Source organism: Nocardioides marinus (assembly GCF_013408145.1).
Lineage (GTDB): Bacteria > Actinomycetota > Actinomycetes > Propionibacteriales > Nocardioidaceae > Nocardioides > Nocardioides marinus.
The window spans coordinates 1,400,017-1,419,791 of sequence record NZ_JACBZI010000001.1; the positions used below are offsets into that span (position 1 = coordinate 1,400,017).

The 19,775-nt window shown below is 74.4% G+C and carries 14 protein-coding genes; 11 read left to right on the forward strand and 3 right to left on the reverse strand.

The genetic code is table 11. From position 1 onward, the window contains the following. Positions 1-9 precede the first annotated feature (9 nt). From BKA05_RS06740 to BKA05_RS06755, 4 genes are read left to right on the forward strand one after another with little or no spacing between them, the layout of a single operon-like run. Positions 10-1,350: a glutamine synthetase family protein gene (locus BKA05_RS06740; protein WP_179530744.1), complete on the forward strand. Its 1,341-nt coding sequence runs from the start codon at positions 10-12 to the stop codon at positions 1,348-1,350. Positions 1,351-1,371: 21 nt separating this feature from the next. Beyond that, positions 1,372-2,052 (forward strand): type 1 glutamine amidotransferase, encoded by a 681-nt coding sequence (locus tag BKA05_RS06745; RefSeq protein WP_179530745.1) that lies wholly within the window; start codon positions 1,372-1,374, stop codon positions 2,050-2,052. Beyond that, positions 2,049-5,042, forward strand: coding sequence for a bifunctional [glutamine synthetase] adenylyltransferase/[glutamine synthetase]-adenylyl-L-tyrosine phosphorylase (locus tag BKA05_RS06750; RefSeq protein WP_179530746.1), 2,994 nt, complete (start codon positions 2,049-2,051; stop codon positions 5,040-5,042). The genes BKA05_RS06745 and BKA05_RS06750 overlap by 4 nt, the downstream gene beginning before the upstream one ends. Then, entirely contained in the window at positions 5,042-7,798 is a 2,757-nt protein-coding gene (locus tag BKA05_RS06755; RefSeq protein WP_179530747.1) for a DEAD/DEAH box helicase family protein, read from the forward strand. The genes BKA05_RS06750 and BKA05_RS06755 overlap by 1 nt, the downstream gene beginning before the upstream one ends. Positions 7,799-7,820: 22 nt before the next feature. Here BKA05_RS06755 and BKA05_RS06760 read toward each other — a convergent pair whose 3' ends face one another. Next, the gene (locus BKA05_RS06760; RefSeq protein WP_179530748.1) at positions 7,821-8,087 is read right to left on the reverse strand and encodes a hypothetical protein; all 267 of its coding nucleotides are present in this window, start codon (positions 8,085-8,087) and stop codon (positions 7,821-7,823) included. A 246-nt stretch (positions 8,088-8,333) separates the two neighbouring features. Between BKA05_RS06760 and BKA05_RS06765 the strand changes: the two genes are divergently transcribed. The 4 genes from BKA05_RS06765 (at position 8,334) to BKA05_RS06780 (ending at position 13,012) form a co-directional block, all read left to right on the forward strand. Continuing rightward, positions 8,334-8,795 (forward strand): pyridoxamine 5'-phosphate oxidase family protein, encoded by a 462-nt coding sequence (locus BKA05_RS06765; protein ID WP_179530749.1) that lies wholly within the window; start codon positions 8,334-8,336, stop codon positions 8,793-8,795. A gap of 67 nt (positions 8,796-8,862) precedes the next feature. Continuing rightward, positions 8,863-10,707, forward strand: a complete 1,845-nt coding sequence (locus BKA05_RS06770) for a helix-turn-helix domain-containing protein (RefSeq protein ID WP_343045548.1) — start codon at positions 8,863-8,865, stop codon at positions 10,705-10,707. A gap of 62 nt (positions 10,708-10,769) precedes the next feature. After that, positions 10,770-11,555, forward strand: coding sequence for a 3-hydroxybutyrate dehydrogenase (locus tag BKA05_RS06775; RefSeq protein ID WP_179530751.1), 786 nt, complete (start codon positions 10,770-10,772; stop codon positions 11,553-11,555). 92 nt (positions 11,556-11,647) lie between these two features. Continuing rightward, complete coding sequence (locus BKA05_RS06780) at positions 11,648-13,012, forward strand: MFS transporter (protein ID WP_179530752.1); 1,365 nt, start codon at positions 11,648-11,650, stop codon at positions 13,010-13,012. A gap of 51 nt (positions 13,013-13,063) precedes the next feature. Here BKA05_RS06780 and BKA05_RS06785 read toward each other — a convergent pair whose 3' ends face one another. Further along, a complete protein-coding gene (locus tag BKA05_RS06785; RefSeq protein ID WP_179530753.1) occupies positions 13,064-14,212 on the reverse strand; it encodes an acyl-CoA dehydrogenase family protein in 1,149 nt (382 codons plus the stop codon). Positions 14,213-14,333: 121 nt separating this feature from the next. On the opposite strand from BKA05_RS06785, the gene BKA05_RS06790 reads away from it, so the two are divergent. Beyond that, positions 14,334-15,059 (forward strand): MerR family transcriptional regulator, encoded by a 726-nt coding sequence (locus BKA05_RS06790; RefSeq protein WP_179530754.1) that lies wholly within the window; start codon positions 14,334-14,336, stop codon positions 15,057-15,059. Positions 15,060-15,276: 217 nt separating this feature from the next. On the opposite strand, the gene BKA05_RS06795 is transcribed toward BKA05_RS06790, so the two are convergent. Beyond that, complete coding sequence (locus BKA05_RS06795) at positions 15,277-16,260, reverse strand: alpha/beta fold hydrolase (RefSeq protein ID WP_179530755.1); 984 nt, start codon at positions 16,258-16,260, stop codon at positions 15,277-15,279. A 63-nt stretch (positions 16,261-16,323) separates the two neighbouring features. Between BKA05_RS06795 and ctlX the strand changes: the two genes are divergently transcribed. Next, complete coding sequence (gene ctlX / locus BKA05_RS06800) at positions 16,324-17,352, forward strand: citrulline utilization hydrolase CtlX (RefSeq protein WP_179530756.1); 1,029 nt, start codon at positions 16,324-16,326, stop codon at positions 17,350-17,352. Positions 17,353-17,385: 33 nt separating this feature from the next. After that, the gene (locus tag BKA05_RS20225) at positions 17,386-19,713 is read left to right on the forward strand and encodes an enoyl-CoA hydratase-related protein (RefSeq protein ID WP_179530757.1); all 2,328 of its coding nucleotides are present in this window, start codon (positions 17,386-17,388) and stop codon (positions 19,711-19,713) included. Positions 19,714-19,775 lie beyond the last annotated feature (62 nt).

A 19,775-nucleotide genomic window follows, 5' to 3' on the forward strand; every position in this document is an offset into this window, starting at 1 on the left:
GCTGCGGCCATGGGCAAGCAGGAAGAGTTCGTCCTCAGGGCGCTCGAGGAGCGCGACGTCCGGTTCGTCCGGTTGTGGTTCACCGACGTCCTGGGCTCGCTGAAGTCGGTGGCGGTGGCTCCGGCCGAGCTCGAGGGGGCCTTCTCGGAGGGCATCGGGTTCGACGGCTCGGCGATCGAGGGCTTCGCCCGGGTCTTCGAGTCCGACATGCTGCTCAAGCCGGACCCGTCCACCTTCCAGATCCTGCCGTGGCGCAGCGGTGACGGGCCGGCCACGGCCCGGATGTTCTGCGACATCGAGATGCCCAACGGCGAGCCGTCGTACGCCGACCCCCGCCACGTCCTGAAGCGGACGCTGAGCAAGGCCGCCGACCAGGGCTTCACCTTCTACACCCACCCCGAGATCGAGTTCTACCTGTTCAAGAACCTCCCGGCGCACGGCGAGGAGCCGGTGCCGGTGGACCGCTCGGGCTTCTTCGACCACACCGCGCAGTCCGAGGGCGCGGACTTCCGCCGCGAGGCGATCACGATGCTCGAGGCGATGGGCATCTCGGTGGAGTTCAGCCACCACGAGGGCGGCCCGGGCCAGCAGGAGATCGACCTGCGCTACGCCGACGCGCTGTCGACGGCCGACAACATCATGACCTTCCGCACCGTCATCCGTGAGGTGGCGCTGAGCCAGGGCATCTGGGCCAGCTTCATGCCCAAGCCCTACACCACCCACCCCGGCTCGGGGATGCACACCCACGTGAGCCTCTTCGAGGGCGACGAGAACGCCTTCTACGAGGCCGGCGCGGAGTACCAGCTCTCCGCCACCGCCCGCCGCTTCATCGCCGGGGTGCTGCACCACGCCACCGAGATCTCCGTGGTCACCAACCAGTGGGTCAACTCCTACAAGCGGATGATGATGGGCGGCGAGGCGCCGTCCTACATCTGCTGGGGCCACAACAACCGCTCCGCGATGATCCGCGTCCCGATGTACAAGCCGCTCAAGGGCCAGTCGACCCGGGTGGAGCTGCGCACCCTCGACGCCGCCTGCAACCCCTACCTCGCCTACGCCGTCGTGCTCGCCGCGGGCATGAAGGGCATCGCCGAGGGCTACGAGCTGCCGCGCGAGGCCGAGGACGACGTGTGGTCGCTGACCGAGCGTGAGCGCAGCAGCCTGGGCATCAAGCCGCTGCCGCGCAACCTCAACGACGCCATCTCGATCGCCGAGGACTCCGAGCTGCTGGCCGAGACCCTCGGCGAGCAGGTCTTCGACTTCCTGCTGCGCAACAAGCGCGCCGAGTGGGACGAGTACCGCGGTCAGGTCTCGGCCTTCGAGCGCGACCAGATGCTCCCGGTCATCTGAGCCGCGGAGCGCTGGGGTCGCATGGTCACGCTGCTCGTCGTCCAGCACGAGGACGAGTGCCCGCCGGGGATGCTCGGCCGCTGGTGGTCCGACGACGGGACCCGGCTCGACGTCCGGCGCCCGTACGCCGGTGACGCGCTGCCCACCGACCTGACCGGGCACGACGCGCTGGTCGTGCTCGGCGGGCACATGGGCGCCGACGACGACGCGACCCACCCCTGGCTGACGCCGACCAAGCAGCTGTTCCGCACCGCGGCCGGCGGCGGAGTGCCCGCGCTGGGCGTGTGCCTGGGCCACCAGGTCGCGGCCTCGGCCCTGGGCGGCCGCGTCACCCCCAACCCCGCCGGGCCGCAGACCGGGCTGCTGCGGGTGGGCTGGGAGGAGGCCGCGGCCCGCGACGCGCTCGTCGGCGACCTGGCGACGCCGCGGCGCGGCGTGCACTGGAACGACGACGTGGTGGTCGAGCTGCCGGCCGGCGCCGTACGCCTGGCGACCGCGCCGGGCGGCGAGGTCCAGGCCGCCCGCCTGGCACCGTCGGTCTGGGGGGTGCAGTGGCACCCCGAGGCCGACGTCGACGTGGTCGCCGGCTGGCCCGGCACGACCCGCGCGCTGGACGAGGTGCGGGCCGCCGGGCCGGAGCTGGTGGAGTCCTGGCGACCGCTCGCCGCAGCCTTCCTCGCGCTCGTCCGGGCCCGCGCGTGACCCGCGAGAGCCGCAGCACCAAGGGCACCCTGCTGCGCCTGGGGTTCAGCGACCCGGAGCGCGCCTTCGACCACGTGGGCGAGCTGGGGGAGCAGGGCGAGGAGCTGCTGTGGATCCTGGCCCGCACCGCCGACCCCGACCTGGCGCTGCAGCAGCTGGTGCGGCTGCGCGACGCCGCCGCCGAGCAGGACGCCGACCCCCGCGCGCTGCTCGAGGAGCTGCTCGACGACGAGGGCTTCGCCATGCGGCTGCTCAGCGTGCTGGGCGCCAGCGAGGCGCTGGGCGACCACCTGTGCCGGCACCCCGACCAGTGGCGCGAGCTGACCGACCCGGCGCTGGGCTGCACCCGCCCGGCGGCGTACGCCGTGCGCGCCGGCCTGCTGGAGGCCGTCGGCGCCGACCCGGTCGCCGACGAGCCGGTCGCCACCCTGGCCGACCACGAGGCCCTGGACGCGATCCGCGTGGAGTACCGCCGGGTCCTGCTGCGGCTCGCCGCGCGGGACCTCGCGCACCACGTCGGGGTCGACGACGCCGCCGCCGAGCTGAGCGACCTGGCCGCCGGCACCCTCGAGGCGGCGCTGGCCGTGGCCCGGCAGCGGGTGGGGGAGGACGCCCACCTCGCCCGGCTCGCGGTCGTGGCGATGGGCAAGTGCGGCGGGCACGAGCTCAACTACGTCTCCGACGTGGACGTCATCTTCGTCTACGAGCCCGCCGAGGGTGCCGACCCCGGTCGGGCCAACAAGGTGGCCACCCAGCTCGCCTCGCACCTGATGCGGGTGTGCGCCGACCACACCGGTGAGGGCGACATCTGGCCGGTGGACGCCAACCTGCGCCCCGAGGGTCGCAACGGCCCGCTCGTCCGGACCCTGGAGAGCCACCGCGGCTACTACGAGCGCTGGGCCAGCACCTGGGAGTTCCAGGCGCTGCTCAAGGCCCGCCCGGTCGCGGGCGACCTGGCCCTGGGCCGTGCCTACGTGGAGATGGTGCAGCCGATGGTGTGGGTCGCCGCCGAGCGCGAGCGCTTCGTCGAGGACACCCAGGCGATGCGTCGCCGGGTCGTCGAGCACATCCCCTCCAAGGAGGCCGAGCGCCAGCTCAAGCTGGGCTCCGGGGGCCTGCGCGACGTCGAGTTCGCCGTGCAGCTGCTGCAGATGGTCCACGGTCGCGCCGATGACCAGATCCGCTGGCCGACGACCCTGTCGGCGCTGGCCGCCCTCACCGAGCGCGGCTACATCGGCCGTGAGGACGGCCTGGCCCTGCACGAGTCCTACTCCTTCCTGCGCACCCTGGAGCACCGGATCCAGCTGCACCGGCTCCAGCGCACCCACGTGGTGCCCGACGACGAGGAGGCCCTGCGCCGGCTCGGCCGGTCGATGGGCTTCCTGAAGCGGTCGGCGGAGTCCCTGCTGGACCAGTGGGGCCGGCACCGCCTGGAGGTCCGGCGCCTGCACCAGAAGCTCTTCTACCGGCCCCTGCTCTCCGCCGTCGCCCGCATCCCGGGGGAGGAGGCACGGCTCTCCCCGGAGGCCGCACGCGACCGGCTCGCCGCCCTGGGCTACGCCGACCCGTCGGCGGCCCTGCGGCACCTGGAGTTCCTCACCACCGGGGTCTCGCGGGCAGCGCACATCCAGCGCACCCTGCTCCCGGCGATGCTGGAGTGGTTCGCCGAGGGCCCCGACCCCGACGCCGGGCTCTTCGGCTTCCGGCGGATCAGCGAGGCGATGGGCAGCACCCCGTGGTACCTCGCCACCCTGCGCGACGAGGGTGAGGTCGCCCAGCGGATGGCGCACGTGCTGGCCACCTCCCGCTACGCCACCGAGCTGCTCGAGCGGGAGCCGCAGGGGGTGCGGATGCTGGGTCGCGACCTGGCCCCGTTGAGCGCCGAGGTGCTGACCGAGGAGATGCGGGCCTCCGCCTCGCGCCGCGACGACGTCGAGGCCGCGGTCCGGGCCGTGCGCGCCGTACGCCGTCGTGAGCTGTTCCGCATCGCCGTCGGCGACCTGCTCGGGCTCACCGACGTCGGCGACGTGGGTGCCGGGCTGTCCCGCCTCACCGACGCCACCCTCCAGGCGACGCTCGAGGTCGTCGAGGCCTCGGTGCGCGCGGCCCGCGGCCTGGAGGAGGCGCCGACCCGGTACGCGATCGTCGCGATGGGCCGCTACGGCGGCTTCGAGCTGTCCTACGGCTCCGACGCCGACGTGCTGTTCGTCCACGACCCGGTCGAGGGCGCCGATCCGCAGGTGGCCGCGCAGTACGCCCAGGCGGTCGCCAACGAGCTGCGCCGGCTGCTGTCGCTGCCCGGCGGCGACCCCCCGCTCGTGGTGGACGCCGACCTGCGGCCCGAGGGGCGCCAGGGTCCGCTGGTGCGCACCCTCGACGCCTACGCCGCCTACTACGCCGGCTGGTCGCAGGTGTGGGAGGCCCAGGCCCTGCTGCGCGCCGACGCCGTCGTCGGGGACGAGGACCTGCGGCGCCGCTTCACCGAGCTCATCGACCCGCTGCGCTTCCCCGAGGACGGCATCACGACCGAGCAGGTCCTGGAGGTACGCCGGATCAAGGCGAGGGTCGACCAGGAGCGCCTGCCGCGCGGGGCCGACCCGCAGACCCATCTCAAGCTCGGCCGCGGGGGGCTCGCGGACATCGAGTGGACCGTCCAGCTGCTGCAGATGCGGCACGCGGGGCAGGTGCCGGCGCTGCGCACGTCGCGGACGCTCGAGGCCCTCGCCGCCGCGCGGGACGCGGGGCTGATCGACGAGGACGACGCCGCGCTGCTGCAGCAGACCTGGCGCCGGGTGAGCCGGATGCGCAACGCCGTGACCCTGGTGCGCGGCAAGCCGAGCGACCAGATCCCCTCCGACCCCCGCGAGCGGGCGGCGATCGCCAGCATCCTGGGCTACCCCGAGGGGTCCTCGGAGGCCATGGTCGACGACCACCTGCGGCACACGCGCACGGCGCACGCCGTGGTGGACCGGGTCTTCTGGGAGTCCTGATGGAGTCGGCCCAGCGCCCGCCCCTGCGGACCCACCAGGCCCAGGCCCTCGCGGCGCTGGACGCGGCCTGGGCCGGCGGGCGGACGCGGGCGTGGACGGTGCTGCCCCCCGGTGCCGGCAAGACGCGCGTCGGCCTGGAGACCGCCGAGCGGCTGCTGGCCGCCGGTGAGGTCGCCCGGGCCGTCGTGCTCGGCCCCAACACCGCCATCGTCGGGCAGTGGGAGGCGCAGGCCGCGGAGCTGGCGATCCCGGTGACGGCGTGGACCTACCAGTCGGTGGCGGTCTTCGACCCCGACGCCGAGGTCGACGAGGACGGCGACGAGCGCTCCCCGGTCGCCCGCCTGCACGAGAACGGCCGGGCCCGGGTGGAGGAGCTGCGCGCCGCCGGCCCGCTCCTGCTGGTGCTCGACGAGTGCCACCACCTCCTCGAGGTCTGGGGTCGGCTGCTCGCCGACCTGCTCGAGGAGCTCCCGCAGGCGCGGGTGCTGGGGTTGACGGCCACGCCCCCCGCAGCCCTGAGTGGCGACCAGGCGGCGCTGGTGCAGACGCTGTTCGGGGCGACGGTCTTCGAGGCGACCATCCCGGCGGTGGTGCGCGAGGGCGACCTCGCGCCGTTCGCCGAGCTGGTCTGGCTGGTCACGCCCACCCCGCACGAGCGGGCCTGGGTCGACAGCAGCGCGGTGCGCTTCGCCGAGCTGGTCACCGCCCTGACCGACCCGGCGTTCGGCTCGGTGCCGTTCCTCACGTGGCTGGACCGGCGCCTGGTGACCCGCGACGCGGGGGGTGCGGAGGTCTCCTGGGCCACGCTGGCCGCCGCCGAGCCGGTGCTCACCGACGCCGCCCTGCGCCTGCACCACGCCGGCCTGCTCGCGCTGCCACCGGGGGCCAGGCCGACCGAGGAGCACCGGCGCGACCCCGGTGCCGACGACTGGGTGGCGCTGGTGGGTGACTGGGTGACCGGGCACCTGCTGCGCAGCCGCGACCCGGCCGACCAGGAGGCGCTGGAGGGGGTGCGCCGCGCCCTGCCCGCCGTCGGGCACGTGCTCACCCGCGCCGGGGTGCGTCGCGGCCGCTCGCCCATCGACCGCGTGCTGGCCCGCTCCGAGGCCAAGACCGCGGCGACCGTCGAGATCGCCCGCGTGGAGCAGCTCGCACTGGGGGAGGACCGTCGCCTGCTGGTGCTGTGCGACCACGAGCGCGCCACCGCCACGCTGCCCGTCGACCTGGTGGGGGTCCTGGCCGAGCAGGCCGGTTCCGCGCACGCCGTCCTCGCCGCCCTCCTGGAGGACCCGGCCGGCGCGGACGCCGTGCTGGTCACCGGGTCGACCGTCGCCGGGTCCGCCGCAACCCTGGGCCGGCTCGTCGACCACGTCGCCGCGAGCGACCCCGGGCTGGCGGGCAGCCTGCGGGTGCGTCCCGGCACCGGGCCCGTGCACCGGCTCGAGGGCGCCTGGACCAGCCGGCGCTGGGTCCCGCACGTCACCCGCTTCTTCGAGACCGGCGGCACGACCGTGCTCGTCGGCACCCGCGGCCTGCTGGGCGAGGGTTGGGACGCCCGCTCGGTCAGCGGCCTGGTCGACCTCACGTCGGTCACCACGACCACCGCCGTCGTCCAGACCCGCGGCCGCGCGCTGCGCACCGACCCCGCCCGCCCCGACAAGGTCGCGATCAACTGGTCGGTCGTGTGCGTCAGCGACCGGCACCCCCGCGGCGACCGCGACTGGCAGCGGCTGGTCCGCAAGCACGCCGGATTCTTCGGCGTCGACGAGACCGGCGAGGTCGTCGACGGCGTCGGCCACATCGACCCGGCGTTCTCGCCCTACGCCCCGCCGGCCGACGCCGAGCTCGCCGCCGCCAACGCCCGGATGGTGCTGCGGGCCGAGGACCGCGCCGCGGTCCGGGAGCGCTGGCGGGTGGGGGAGCCGTACGCCGACCGGGCCGGCCGCACGGTCCGGGTCCGCCCGCGCCGCGCCGGCACCCTCGGGCAGGGGTCCGGCCCCGCGCCGGTGGTGGTGCGACCGGACGTGCTCGAGGCGCGCACACCGCTCCAGCGGCGTACCCCGGCGCGGGAGGTGGTGGCCGCGGGCGCGGTCGGCGGGGGAGCGATGGCCGTCGGCTTCCCCGCCGCCGACCTCGTGCCCACCGCCCTGGGCGTGACGGCGGGTGTGCTCCTGCTGGGCGTCGCGGTGGTGGTGGGGCTGCTCGTGCGGCGACGCACGCTGGCGACCCGGGGAGCCCGGCTGCTGGAGCAGGCGGCCGCCCCGCCGTCGGTGGGGCAGGTCGCCGCCGCGGTCGCGGACGCGCTGCACGCGTGCGGGCTGGTGGGGGCGGACTCGAGTGCCGTGGGCATCGACGTCGACCCGGGCGGGGAGTACCGCTGCCGCCTCGACGGGGTCGGCGAGGAGGAGTCCGCGGTGTTCGCGACGGCCCTGGACGAGGCCCTCGCGCCGGTGCTCGCGCCGCGTTACGTCCTGCCGCGGCACGTGGTCATCGCCCGCGAGCGCCCCACGGCCGAGCGGGTGCGCGCCGCGCTGGGTCGACCGCTCCAGCCCGACGGCGAGGTGTGGCACCCGGTGCCGACGGTGCTCGGGGTCCGGGCCGAGCGCGCGACGGCGTACGCCGCTGCCTTCGACCGGTGGGTCGGTGGCGGCGCACCCCTGTGGACCGGCTCGGCCGAGGGTGCCGGTGTGCTGGCCGCCCAGCGCGGCAGCGACCCCTTCGACGTCGCCACGGTGATGCGGCGGCACTGGACCTGAGCCCCGACCGGGCGTGCCGGTCTCAGCGGATCCGGGTGCTCTCGTCGTCCAGGAGCCGGCGCAGCAGGTGCCGGCACGCGGCACGCTCGGTCCGGAACACCCGCTCGTCGGTGCGCCGCCCACGCTCGGAGTAGTAGACGGCCCACCCGCGCTCGCGCCGCTCCAGCACGTACTGCTCGTTCGGCAGGCCTCCCGAGAGCCCGAAGGAGCGGCGGTCGACCCCCGCGGCGTGCAGCCGGCGCTGCAGCTCGGCGCGGTCGAGACGTCGACGTCGGCGCGGCGGGGTCATGTCGAGGAGGGTAGGCGCCCTCCGCCGCAGCCCATCCCCGGGACACGGGCTGCGAGCGGCCGAGAGCGGGCTGTCCCAGAGCCGACCTGCCCCGTCGCGGCCCCGGACAAACCACGCCGGCGTCGCCGGTCTGGACCGGACCGACGGGGGTCGGGAGACGGCGCCCGCGAGCCGGGGGACGGGAGCACCGGTCGCAGAGGACCTTGGACCCTGCGACCGGCCGCGGTCGCGGTGCACCGTGGAGGCATGACCACGACGCAGAGCCGCCAGAGCGGTCACGAGCCCGAGCGCCCCGTCCTCGTCGACCTCGACGAGGGGACCTGCTGGGGCCTGCTGGAGACGGCGGGCGTGGGCCGACTCGTCTGGGTCGACGCCGACGGCCCCGTCGCGGTGCCGGTGAACGTCGCCGTCTCCGACGGTGCGGTCGTGATCCGCACCGCGGCCTACTCCGCGATGGCGCGGGAGGTCGACGACAGCCGGGTCGCCCTCGAGGTGGACGACCTGGACCACGAGAGCCGCACCGGGTGGAGCGTGCTGGTGCGCGGGGTCGCCCGGGTCCTCTTCGAGCCCGCGCCGGCCGACGCGCCCACCGCCTGGCCCACGGGGAGCAAGTCCGCCACCGTGCGGATCCGCCCCACCAGGGTCACCGGTCGTCGGCTGGCCGCGCCGGCGACCGCGCGCACCACGGCGGGGACCCAGCCGTCCTGACCACGGAGGAGGGCAGAGCCCGTCGACCTCGTGCGTGAGGTGGCCGCCAGGCGGGCATGCTCGCGCGGTGCCCACGTTCCTCGACCTGCTCTACGACGAGGCGCCGCGCGCCGACTACGACGACCTCGTGGCCTCGCTCGTGGCCGCCGGCGCCGACCCCGAGGCGACCCGTCGTGAGTGCGACGTCGCCCTGCGGCTGCGTGACCTGGTGGCCAGGCAGCGCTCGCGCGAGGCCGAGCTGTCGGCGCTCTACCAGACCGCCCACGACCTCACCGCCCTCCGCGACGTGGACGCGGTGCTGGAGGCGATCGTCCGTCGGGCACGTCAGCTGCTGAAGGCGGACATGACCTACCTCTCGCTCAACGACGTCGATGACGGGACGGGCGAGGGCGCGTCCTACATGAAGGTCACCGACGGGGCCCTGACCGCCGAGTTCGAGCAGCTGCGGCTGCCGCTCGGCACCGGTCTGCTGGGCCTGGTGGCGCAGACGGGCGCGCCGTACTTCACCGCCGACTACCAGACCGACGCCCGCTTCGAGCACCGGCGCTACATCGACGCCGCGGTGGACGGCGAGCGCATCCGGGCCATCCTCGGCGTGCCCCTCCTGGTGGAGGGCCGGGTGATCGGTGCGCTCCTCGCGACCCACCGCACCGTGCGGCCCTTCCCGCCCGAGGAGGTGTCGTTGCTGACCTCCTTCGCCGCCCATGCCGCGGTGGCGCTGGAGAACGCGCGGCTCTTCGCCGAGCTGGACGCCGCCGCCCGCCGCATCGGTGAGCAGGCGGCCGCGGTGGACCGCGCCGCCGAGGCCCACGACCGGCTGACGGCGCTGGTCCTGCGCGGCAGCCCGCTCGACGAGGTGGTCGAGGTGCTGGGTCAGGTGCTCGGGCACGCCGTCGGGGTCCGCGACCGGGAGGGCCGACGGCTGGCCGGACCGGAGCCGATCCTGGTCGCCGAGGAGGTGCCGGTCGTGGCGGGCAGCGAGCGTCTGGGCTGCCTGGTCGTCCTGGGCGACCCCGACGGGGACGCGCACGGGCAGGTGCTGGACCCCGCCGAGCGACGGATCCTGGAGCGAGGGGCGGTGGTCGTGGCGCTGGTCCTGCTCTTCGCCCGCTCCGAGGAGGCGGCCGAGGCCCGCCTGGGGGGTGCGCTGATCGCCGACCTGCTGCGCGACCCGCAGGACCGTGCCGAGGTCGGCAGGCTGCGGGCGCGGGCGGCGCGGCACGGGGTCGACCTCGACGGCGGGTGCGTGGTGGCCGTGGCCCGCCTCGACGGCGTCGAGGCGGAGGTGGCCGCGCGTGCGGCGGTCCGGGCCGCGCGTGCCTCCGGCGGGCTGGTCGGGGTGCACGACGGGCAGGTCGTGCTCGTGGCCCGGGCCGACGACGGCCCGGTCGCCGTGGGGGAGGCGCTGGCCCGCAGCGTCGCGACGACCGGCGGCACCGCGACCGTCGGGATCGCCGCCGGGCCGCCCGACGCCCTCGGGTCCGGCCTGTCGGCGGCGTACGCCGAGGCTGCGCGCTGCGCGGAGGTGCTGGTCGTGCTGGGCCGGACCGGCGAGGTGAGCGACCCGGCGGGGCTCGGAGTCGCCCGCCTGGTGCTGGGCGGTGGTGGCCCCGAGGCGCTGACCGACTTCGTCGAGGACGTCCTGGGGCCCGTCCTCGCCTGGGACGAGACCCGCGGCAGCGCCCTGTGCCGGACCGTGGAGGCCTGGTTCGCCGCGGGCGGTAGTCCCAGCGGCGCGGCGACACGGTTGCACGTGCACCCCAACACCGTCGCCCAGCGACTGGCCCGGGTCGACGAGCTGCTCGGCCGGGGCTGGCGCGAGCCGGCGCGGGCCCTGGACGTCCAGCTCGCGCTGCGTGTCGTGGCGCTGCGCGGCGTGGCCCCCGGCGACGTGCCGTCGGCACATATTTGACGGTCGAGAGTGGCTCCCCGCCACATTCTGCTGACCGGCGTCCGCGCCTAGCGTGGCGCCCCATGAGCCGCGATGTGACCTCCAGCACCCTCGACGGCGCCTGCGCCCTGGTGACCGGCGGGGCCCGTGGCATCGGAGCAGCCGTGGCGGCCGCGCTCGCCGAGGGCGGGGCGCGGGTCGTGGTCCTGGACCGGGAGGCCGAGGCCGCCGCGAAGGTCGCTGCCGACGTCGGGGGGCACACCGAGGTCGCCGACCTCACCGACCCCGGCGACCTGGCGGCTGCCGTGGACCGCGTGGAGGGTCGGTTCGGGCCGGTGCAGGTGCTGGTCAACAACGCCGGCGCCCAGCACCTCGCCCCGGTCACCGAGCTCGCCCCGGCGCACTGGCAGCGGCTGCACGACCTGATGCTGCGGGCCCCCTTCCTGCTCTCCCAGCGGGTGCTGCCGGGGATGTACGCCGCCGGCTGGGGCCGGCTGGTGCACGTCTCGAGCGTCCACGGCCTGCGCGCCTCGGCGTACAAGTCGGCCTACGTCTCGGCCAAGCACGGCCTGGAGGGGCTGTCCAAGGTGATCGCGCTGGAGGCGGCCGGCACCGGGGTCACCTCCAACACCGTGTGCCCTGGCTACGTCCGCACCCCGCTGGTCGAGGGTCAGGTCGCCGACCAGGCCCGCGAGCACGGGATCAGTGCCGACCGGGTCGTCGACGAGGTGCTGCTGGCGCGCACGCCGGTCAAGCGGATGGTCGAGCCTCACGAGGTCGCCGCGGCGGTCGCCTGGCTGTGCGGCCCCCACTCGGCCTCGATCACCGGGTCCGCCCACGTCCTCGACGGCGGCTGGACCGCCACGTAGCGGCGCCATCCCGTCGAGCCGGCGTATTGATACGCCGGCTCGACGTCCCTACTCCTTCCTCCTCGTCCCCCCCTCTCGGAAAGGCAGCACCCATGTCCGTCTCCACCCACCCGGCCGCGCCGGGCGCCCCGGCCCCCGACCCGGACGGCAGCACCCGCACCCCCATCACCAAGGTGGTCTTCGCCTCGCTCGTCGGCACCGCCGTCGAGTGGTACGACTTCTTCCTCTACGGCTCGGCGGCGGCGCTGGTCTTCGGCACGCTGTTCTTCCCCGAGTCCGACCCGGTGACCGGCACCCTGCTGGCCTTCGGCACCTACGCCCTCGGCTTCGTCGCGCGCCCCCTGGGCGGGGTCGTCTTCGGTCACTTCGGCGATCGCGTGGGCCGCAAGAAGATGCTGGTCGTCGCGCTGCTGATGATGGGGCTGGCGACCTTCGCCATCGGCCTGCTCCCGACCTACGCCTCGATCGGACTCGCCGCGCCGATCCTGCTGCTGGTCTGCCGGCTGCTCCAGGGCTTCGCCGTGGGCGGTGAGTGGGGCGGTGCGGTGCTGATGGCCGCCGAGCACGGCGACCCCGCGCGCCGCGGGTTCTGGTCGTCGTGGCCGCAGGCCGGCGTGCCGCTGGGCAACCTGCTGGCCACCGCCGTGCTGTTCGTCCTCGCCGCGGTGCAGTCCGACGAGACCTTCGAGGCGTGGGGCTGGCGCATCCCGTTCCTGCTCTCGGCCGTGCTCGTCCTCATCGGTCTGTGGGTCCGGTTGCAGCTCGAGGAGTCCTCGGTCTACCAGGAGGCGAAGGCCGAGATGGCCGAGCGGACCGACGACGCGCACCTGCCGATCCTGGAGGTGCTGCGTCGCTACCCTCGCGAGGTCCTCGTGGCGATGGGGATGCGGATGGCCGAGAACATCTCCTACTACCTGTTCACCGTCGTGGTGCTCACCTACGCCAAGGACTTCGCCGACATCGGGACCGACCTCATCCTGCAGATGCTGCTCATCGGTGCGGCGATCCAGTTCTTCCTGATCCCCGCCATCGGTGCGCTCTCCGACCGCGTGGGCCGCCGCCCGCTCTACCTGGTGGGCGCCATCGGCGTGGCGGTCTGGATCTTCCCGTTCTTCGGGCTCGCCTCCTCCGGGGAGCCGGGCAAGGTGCTGCTCGCCGTGGTCGTCGGCCTGTTCTTCCACTCGCTGATGTACAGCCCCCAGGCGGCGTTCTTCTCCGAGCTCTTCGGCACCTCGGTGCGCTACACGGGTGCGTCGGTCGGCTACCAGCTGGCCTCCATCTTCGCCGGCGCGCTGGCCCCGATCATCGCGGTGAAGCTCTTGGCTTCCGGCGACGGCGACAACACCACGGCCGTGGGGATCTACCTCGTGGTCGCCTCGGCGATCACGGTCGCCGCGGTGCTCGCCGCCAAGGAGACCCGCAACACCTCGCTGCACCACGACCGGGTGCTCGGCTGACCCCCACGTCGAGCCGGCGCATCCTTGCGCAGGATGCGCCGGCTCGGCGGGTCAGAACCCGAGGCTGCGCCCGATGATCTCCTTCTGGATCTCGGTGGTGCCGCCGTAGATGCGGGAGATGCGCGAGTCGGTGTAGGCGCGCGAGATGGGGTACTCGGTCATGTAGCCGTAGCCGCCGTGCAGCTGGACCCCGGCGTCGACGACCTTGGCCTGCAGCTCGGTGGTCCACCACTTGGCCATCGAGGCCAGCGAGGGGTCGGCCTGGCCGGCGTTGAGCTTGAGGACGCAGTCGTTGATGAAGGTGCGCGCCACGTAGGCCTCGGTGGCCATCTCGGCCAGCACGAAGCGGTTGTGCTGGAACTTGCCGATCGGCTTGCCGAACGCCTCGCGCTCCTTGGCGTAGCCCAGGCACAGGTCGAGCACGTGCTCGATCGCCGCGACCGCCTGGACGCCGATGGAGATGCGCTCCTGGGGGAGGTTCTGCATGAGGTAGATGAAGCCCTCACCCTCCTTGCCCAGCAGGTTGGCCTTGGGGACCTCGACGTTGTCGAAGGACAGCTCGGCGGTGTCCTGGGCCTTCAGGCCCATCTTGTCGAGGTTGCGGCCGCGCTCGAAGCCGGCCATCCCGCGCTCGACGACCAGCAGGCTGATGCCCATGTGGCCGGCGTCGGGGTCGGTGCGGCACACCACGATCACGACGTCGCTCATGATGCCGTTGGAGATGAAGGTCTTCGACCCGTTGAGGACGTAGTGGTCGCCCTTGTCCACGGCGCTGGTCTTGACCCCCTGCAGGTCCGAGCCGGCGCCCGGCTCGGTCATCGCGATGGCCGAGATCAGCTCGCCGGAGACCAAGCCGGGCAGCCAGCGCTGCTTCTGCTCCTCGGTGCCGAGCGAGGTGATGTAGGGGACGATGATGTCGGTGTGCACCGGGAAGCCGGGCCCGCTCGCGCCGACGCGGGAGAGCTCCTCGGAGACGATGGCGTTGTAGCGGAAGTCCTGGACCCCCATGCCGCCGAACTCCTCCGGGACGTCGAAGCACAGCAGCCCCTGCTCACCGGCCTTGAGCCACAGCTCACGGCTGACCTGGCCGTCCTTCTCCCACTGCTCCATGTGGGGGGCGACCTCCTTCTCCATGAAGGTCCGCGCCATCGCGCGGAAGTCCTCGTGCTCCTGCTCGTAGATGGAGGTGGGCTGGGCCATCTCGGGGGCTCCTCGTGGGTCGGGCGTGGTCACGCCGCGGTGGGGTGACTCCTACAGCGCAACTGTGACAGCAGAACTGTCACGGTGCAAGAGGGGTGGCGACAGCGATACCGTGCCGGTCATGACCGCCCCCCTGACCGACGAGGCCGAGGGCCTGATGACGGTCGACGAGCTCGCCACCGCCTGCGGGCTCACCGTGCGCACCACCCGCTACTACGCGAGCCTGGGGCTGGTCCCACCGCCGGTGCGCCGGGGACGGATGGCCTACTACGACCAGGTGCACCTCGCCCACCTCGAGCTCGTGCGCGCCCTGCAGGACCACGGTTTCACGCTGCAGGCGATCGAGGGCTTCATCCAGGACCTGCCCGCGAACGCGAACGTCGAGGACCTCGCCCTGCAGCGCGCGATGCTGACGTCCTGGAGTCCCCGGCCCACCGAGCGGCTCACCCTGGACGCCCTGGAGCAGCGGGCCGGGCGCACGCTCACGCCCGACGACCTGGCGCTGCTGGAGTCGATGGCGGCCCTGGACCGCGACGGTGACCACTTCGTCCCCATGCCGAACTTCGAGATGGGCGTCGAGCTGCTGGACGTCGACATCCCGCGCGAGTCGATGCAGGCGGCCAGTGACGCGATCCGGCGCAACATGGAGACCCTCGTCACCGAGCTGACCGCGATCCTGCACGCCCAGGTCATCGAGCCCTACCGTCGCGGCGAGCACGCGCCGGAGGACGCCGAGCGGCTGGAGCAGACCATGGCCCGGCTGCGGCGACTCACGCTCGAGGCGGTCGTCACCGGCTTCCAGCGCGCCGCGAACGCGGTGATCACGCGCTCGCTCACGCGGGACTGAGCCAGGACGTCGGCGGCCGGACGGTCCGGGAACGAGAGCACCCCGGCGCCTTCCGCACTTCCTGCGGCGCGCGCCGGGGTGGCTGACTCGCGAGCGACGGACCCGGTGGGAAGTTCGGTCCGGCGACCCTCACTGCTGCACCCATCGGCGCCGCGGGCGTCCACCTGAGCGATCTCGCGGCCACGGTCGTGGTGGACCAGACCGCCTCCGGGCCGGGTCAGGCGGCTCGCCGGTGGGTGGTCAGCCAGTCCTCGACGTGCGCGAGGAACTCGTGCGGCTCCGAGAGCATCAGTGCGTGCCGTCGGTCGGTGATCAGCTCGCCGCGCCAGTCCGGTCGGGCGGCCAGCACGTGGCGCAGCACCCGGGCCGGGACCAGCGCGTCGGCGGTGCCGCCCAGGACGAGCGTGGGAGCGGTGACCGCGCGGATCGCGCGCCAGGTCGGGCCGGGCTCGAGCCACAGCCGCGCGATCGAGGCGGTGCTGGCCCGCAGGGCGAGGCGACGGTCGGCCAGCTGGTCCGGGTCCCCGGACAGCGCGTCGGCGGCCATCGCCTGCAGGAGCGTCGGGCGCACGGCGTCGGGGTCGGTGAAGATCAGCCCCAGCAGCGCCCGGGCGGGTCGCACGTCGCGCCCGGTCGCGGCGGCCAGCACCGTGCCGCCGATGCTCGGCACGCCCATCGTGAGCATCCCCTGGACCGCGGGGACCGAGGGCGGCAGCAGTCGCAGTGCGCACGACGGGGGCAGTGCGGGGGAGACGAGCACGAGCCGCTCGACGACGTCGGGGTGCCGGGCGGCGAGGTGGGTGGCGACCAGGCCGCCCATCGAGTTGCCGTGCACCGTCGCGCGCTCCCAGCCCAGGGCGTCGACCACGTGGCGTACGAAGGAGACGTGACCGGGGACCGTGAGCCGGTCGGAGTCGACGATCCGGGTGTGCCCGAAGCCGGGGAGGTCCACGGCGACGACGGGACCGCGGGCCGCGAGCGGCGCGATCACGTCGATCCAGTTGGCCGCGCTCCCGCCCAGCCCGTGCACCAGCAGCTGGGGCGCCGCCCCGTCCCCGGTGGCGTCGGCCCGCAGCACCCGTACCGGGCGCCCGTCGACGTCGATGACCTCCTGGCGCACCCCCGCCCAGGCCGGGTCGGTGGTCAGCCACGAGTCGTCCGGTCGGGTGTCGTCGGGCCCGGCGGCGGGCGAGGTGCTCATGCCCGCACTCTGGCAGCACTCGCCGCCGTGCGCACGCACCTGTCGATGACCTAGTCTCCGGCCGTGACCGCTCAAGCGCCCTCGGCCGTGATCCTCGTCCGCGCGACGCGATTCCTCCCCAACCCCGCGACGGCCGCCGACAACGCCTTCCAGGCCGACGTGCCGGTGGGGGAGAGCGCCGCCGAGCTGTCGACCCGGGCGCTGGCGGAGATGGACGCGGTGGCCGAGGCGCTGCGCGACGTCGGCGTGCGGGTCCACGTCTTCGAGGACCACGACCACACGCGCCCGGACAGCGTCTTCCCGAACAACTGGGTCTCCACGCACGCCGGCGGCGTGGTCGGGGTCTTCCCGATGTACGCCTCCAACCGGCGCCACGAGCGGCGCGGTGACGTGCTGGAGATGCTGAAGTCGCAGTACCGCGTGCAGACGATCATCGACTACTCCGGCCTCGAGCCCGACGGCATCTTCTTGGAGGGGACCGGCGCGATGGTGCTCGACCACCTCTCCCGGGTGGCCTACGTCGCGCGCAGCCACCGCGCCGACTCCCACGTGCTGGAGCGCTTCTGCACCGACTTCACCTACGAGCCGATGGTCTTCGACGCGGTCGACTCCGGCGGCGTGCCGGTCTACCACACGAACGTGATGGGCTGTGTCGGCACGGACGTCGCCCTGATGGCCCTGGAGATGATCCCCGACGAGCGCCGCCGCGAGCAGGTGCGCGAGCGGCTCACGGTCAACGGCCGCACCCTGGTGGAGATCACCGAGCACCAGGTCCGCGAGTTCGCCGGGAACGCCGTGGAGCTCGCCGGCCGGCACGCCGACGGCAGCGCGCGGCGGGTGATGGCGATGTCGGCGCGGGCCCGCGCCAGCCTGGACCCCTCGCAGGTCGAGGTGATCGAGCGCTCCTGCGAGATCCTGGCCGTCGACATCCCCACCATCGAGCTCGCCGGTGGCTCGGTGCGCTGCATGATCGCAGGGATCCACCTCGACCCGCGTCCCGCCACCGCGGACACCCCGACCGACGCCGTCGTGGCGATCAACGAGGACCACCCGGTGACCGCGGACGGACGGTTCGTGCACGAGGGGCGCTAGCGGGAGCGAGCGAGAACGTGTTCTAGTTTTCCTGTGAACGCGTCCGCCGATCCCACCCCCGCTCACGCCGACCTGCCCCCGCACACCCCGGTGCTGATCGGGGTCGGCGAGGTGTCGGAGACCCTCGACTCACCCGACTACCGCGCCCGATCGGAGGCCCAGCTGGCCGCCGACGCGCTGCTGGCCGCGGTCGCGGACACCGGCGTCGCTCCGGAGACGGTCCTCGCCGCGGTCGACGCGGCGGCGATGACGCGCTCCTTCGAGGCGATGGGGTTCGGGTCGCCGCTCGGGACGCCGACCAGCTACCCCTGGGCGGTCCTGCGACGGGTCGGGGCCTCGCCGTCGTACGTCGTGCACGACGCGCTGGGCGGCCAGACCCCGCAGAGCCTGGTCAACGAGCTGTGCCAGGAGGTCGCGGACGGGCGGCACGCCCTCGCGGTGGTCTTCGGCGCCGACGTCACCTCGACCACCAGGCACTTCACCCGGGGTGCGGGTGCCGCGCTCGAGCGACCCGACTTCGCCGAGGACGTCACGGGGCCGGAGGTGGACCGCGGGCGCGGCACGCACCTGGTCAACACCCGCCACCAGGTGCTGCACGGGATGACCAACGCGCCGGTGCAGTACGCCCTGCTCGAGCACGCCCGCCGGCACCGGCTCGGCCTGGACCGTCGCACCTACGCCAAGCAGATGGCCGCCCTGCTCGCCCCGTTGAGCGAGGTCGCGGCCGAGCGCGAGCACGCGGCGGCCCCGACCGTCCGCACGGCGGCCGAGGTCGAGGCCGTCACCGCCGACAACCGGGTCGTCGCCGACCCCTACCGCCGGCTGATGGTCGCCCGGGACCAGGTCAACCAGGGCGCGGCCTGCGTCATCGCCTCCCTGGCCACCGCCCGGGCGCTGGGCGTGCCCGAGGAGCGCTGGGTGTTTCTGCACGGCCACGCCTCCCTCAGCGAGCAGACCATGCTGGCGCGGCCCGACCTCTCGCGCAGCCCGGCCACCGTGGCGGCCGTCGAGCACGCGCTCGACGTGGCCGGCGCCTCCATCGAGGACCTCGGCCCGATGGACCTCTACAGCTGCTTCCCGATCGCGATCACCACCGTCACCGACGCCTTCGACCTCGACACCGACGACCCCCGACGGCTCACCCTCACCGGCGGGCTGCCGTTCTTCGGCGGTGCGGGGAGCAACTACTCCCTGCACGCGGTCGCCGAGGTCGTGCGCCGGGTGCGACACGAGCCCGGCGCCATCGGGCTGGTCGGCGCCAACGGGGGACAGCTGTCCAAGTACGCCGTGGGCGTCTACTCCGCCCGGCCGCGACCGTGGGTGCCCGACGACTCCGCCGCGCTCCAGGCCGGCCTGGACGCCGTGCCCGGGGTGCCGTGGACCGAGGTGGCCGACGGCCCCGCGGTGGTCGAGTCCTTCAGCGTGGAGCCGCAGCGCGACGGCAGCCGGACCGCGGCACTGGTCTGCCGTGACCTGGCCGGGCGCCGCTTCCTCGCCACCGCCGCCGACGACGACGCGCTGCTCGACCTGCTCGCCGACGAGGACGTCGAGCCGATCGGGCGCCGCGTCCACGTGCGCCACGTCGACCACCTCAACCGGGCGGCGCTGACTCGCGCCACGCTCGACCGGCTGCACCCGGTGCACCCGCCGCGCCTCGACGGCGAGCACACCCGGGTCCGGGTCGCCGTCGACGGGCCGGTCGTCGAGCTCGCGCTGCTGCGCCCGCTGCTGGACCGGCGGGCGCACACCGAGTGCGACGAGGTCGTCTCCGCGTGGTTGGCCGACCCGGCGCTGCGGGTGCTGCTGCTGCACGCCGACGGGCCCGACTTCTGCCAGGGACTGGACCCGGCCGAGATCGGCTGGGGCGGCACCCTGGTGACCCCGCCGCACGGCGTCGCCGGGCTGACCGGCCGTGCCGTCGACCGGCCGGTGGTCGCCGCGGTCTCGGGGTCGGTCCGCGACGCCGGGGTCGAGCTGCTGATGGCCAGCCACGTGGTGGTCGCCGACGAGACCGCGACCTTCGAGATGACCGCGACCAGGAGCGGCCTGGTCGCCGAGCACGGGGGACTGCGCCGGCTGCGCGAGGTGGTCGGTCACCGGCTGGCCGACGACCTGGTGCTGACCGGCCGGCGGCTGGACGCGCACGAGGCGCTCGCGGCCGGGCTGGTGTCGCGGGTCGTCCCCGCCGGGGACCAGCTGGCCACGGCCCGGCAGGTGGCCGAGCAGGTCTGCCTCGGCGGCGGCACCGCCGTGCGGGCGACGCTCCGGATGGCCGGGCCTGCGTCGTACCCGGCGTCGTGCCCGGGTCGGACGCCGCGGGAGGTCGACGAGGTCGCCTTCTCCGAGGACCTCATGGGCTGACCCCGTCTGCACCGCGTGCCCGGGACCTTGGTCCCGGGACCCCGTGCCGTCCGGCTCAGGCA

Excerpts from the sequence above, each read along its gene's own strand:
- BKA05_RS06760 (WP_179530748.1), bottom strand. The coding sequence starts at position 8,087 with ATGACCCCGCCGCGCCGACGTCGACGTCTCGACCGCGCCGAGCTGCAG.
- BKA05_RS06780 (WP_179530752.1), top strand. The coding sequence starts at position 11,648 with ATGTCCGTCTCCACCCACCCGGCCGCGCCGGGCGCCCCGGCCCCCGAC.
- BKA05_RS06795 (WP_179530755.1), bottom strand. The coding sequence starts at position 16,260 with ATGAGCACCTCGCCCGCCGCCGGGCCCGACGACACCCGACCGGACGAC.
- BKA05_RS06785 (WP_179530753.1), bottom strand. The coding sequence starts at position 14,212 with ATGGCCCAGCCCACCTCCATCTACGAGCAGGAGCACGAGGACTTCCGC.
- BKA05_RS06790 (WP_179530754.1), top strand. The coding sequence starts at position 14,334 with ATGACCGCCCCCCTGACCGACGAGGCCGAGGGCCTGATGACGGTCGAC.
- BKA05_RS06765 (WP_179530749.1), top strand. The coding sequence starts at position 8,334 with ATGACCACGACGCAGAGCCGCCAGAGCGGTCACGAGCCCGAGCGCCCC.
- BKA05_RS06775 (WP_179530751.1), top strand. The coding sequence starts at position 10,770 with ATGAGCCGCGATGTGACCTCCAGCACCCTCGACGGCGCCTGCGCCCTG.
- BKA05_RS06745 (WP_179530745.1), top strand. The coding sequence starts at position 1,372 with ATGGTCACGCTGCTCGTCGTCCAGCACGAGGACGAGTGCCCGCCGGGG.
- BKA05_RS06755 (WP_179530747.1), top strand. The coding sequence starts at position 5,042 with ATGGAGTCGGCCCAGCGCCCGCCCCTGCGGACCCACCAGGCCCAGGCC.
- BKA05_RS06740 (WP_179530744.1), top strand. The coding sequence starts at position 10 with ATGGGCAAGCAGGAAGAGTTCGTCCTCAGGGCGCTCGAGGAGCGCGAC.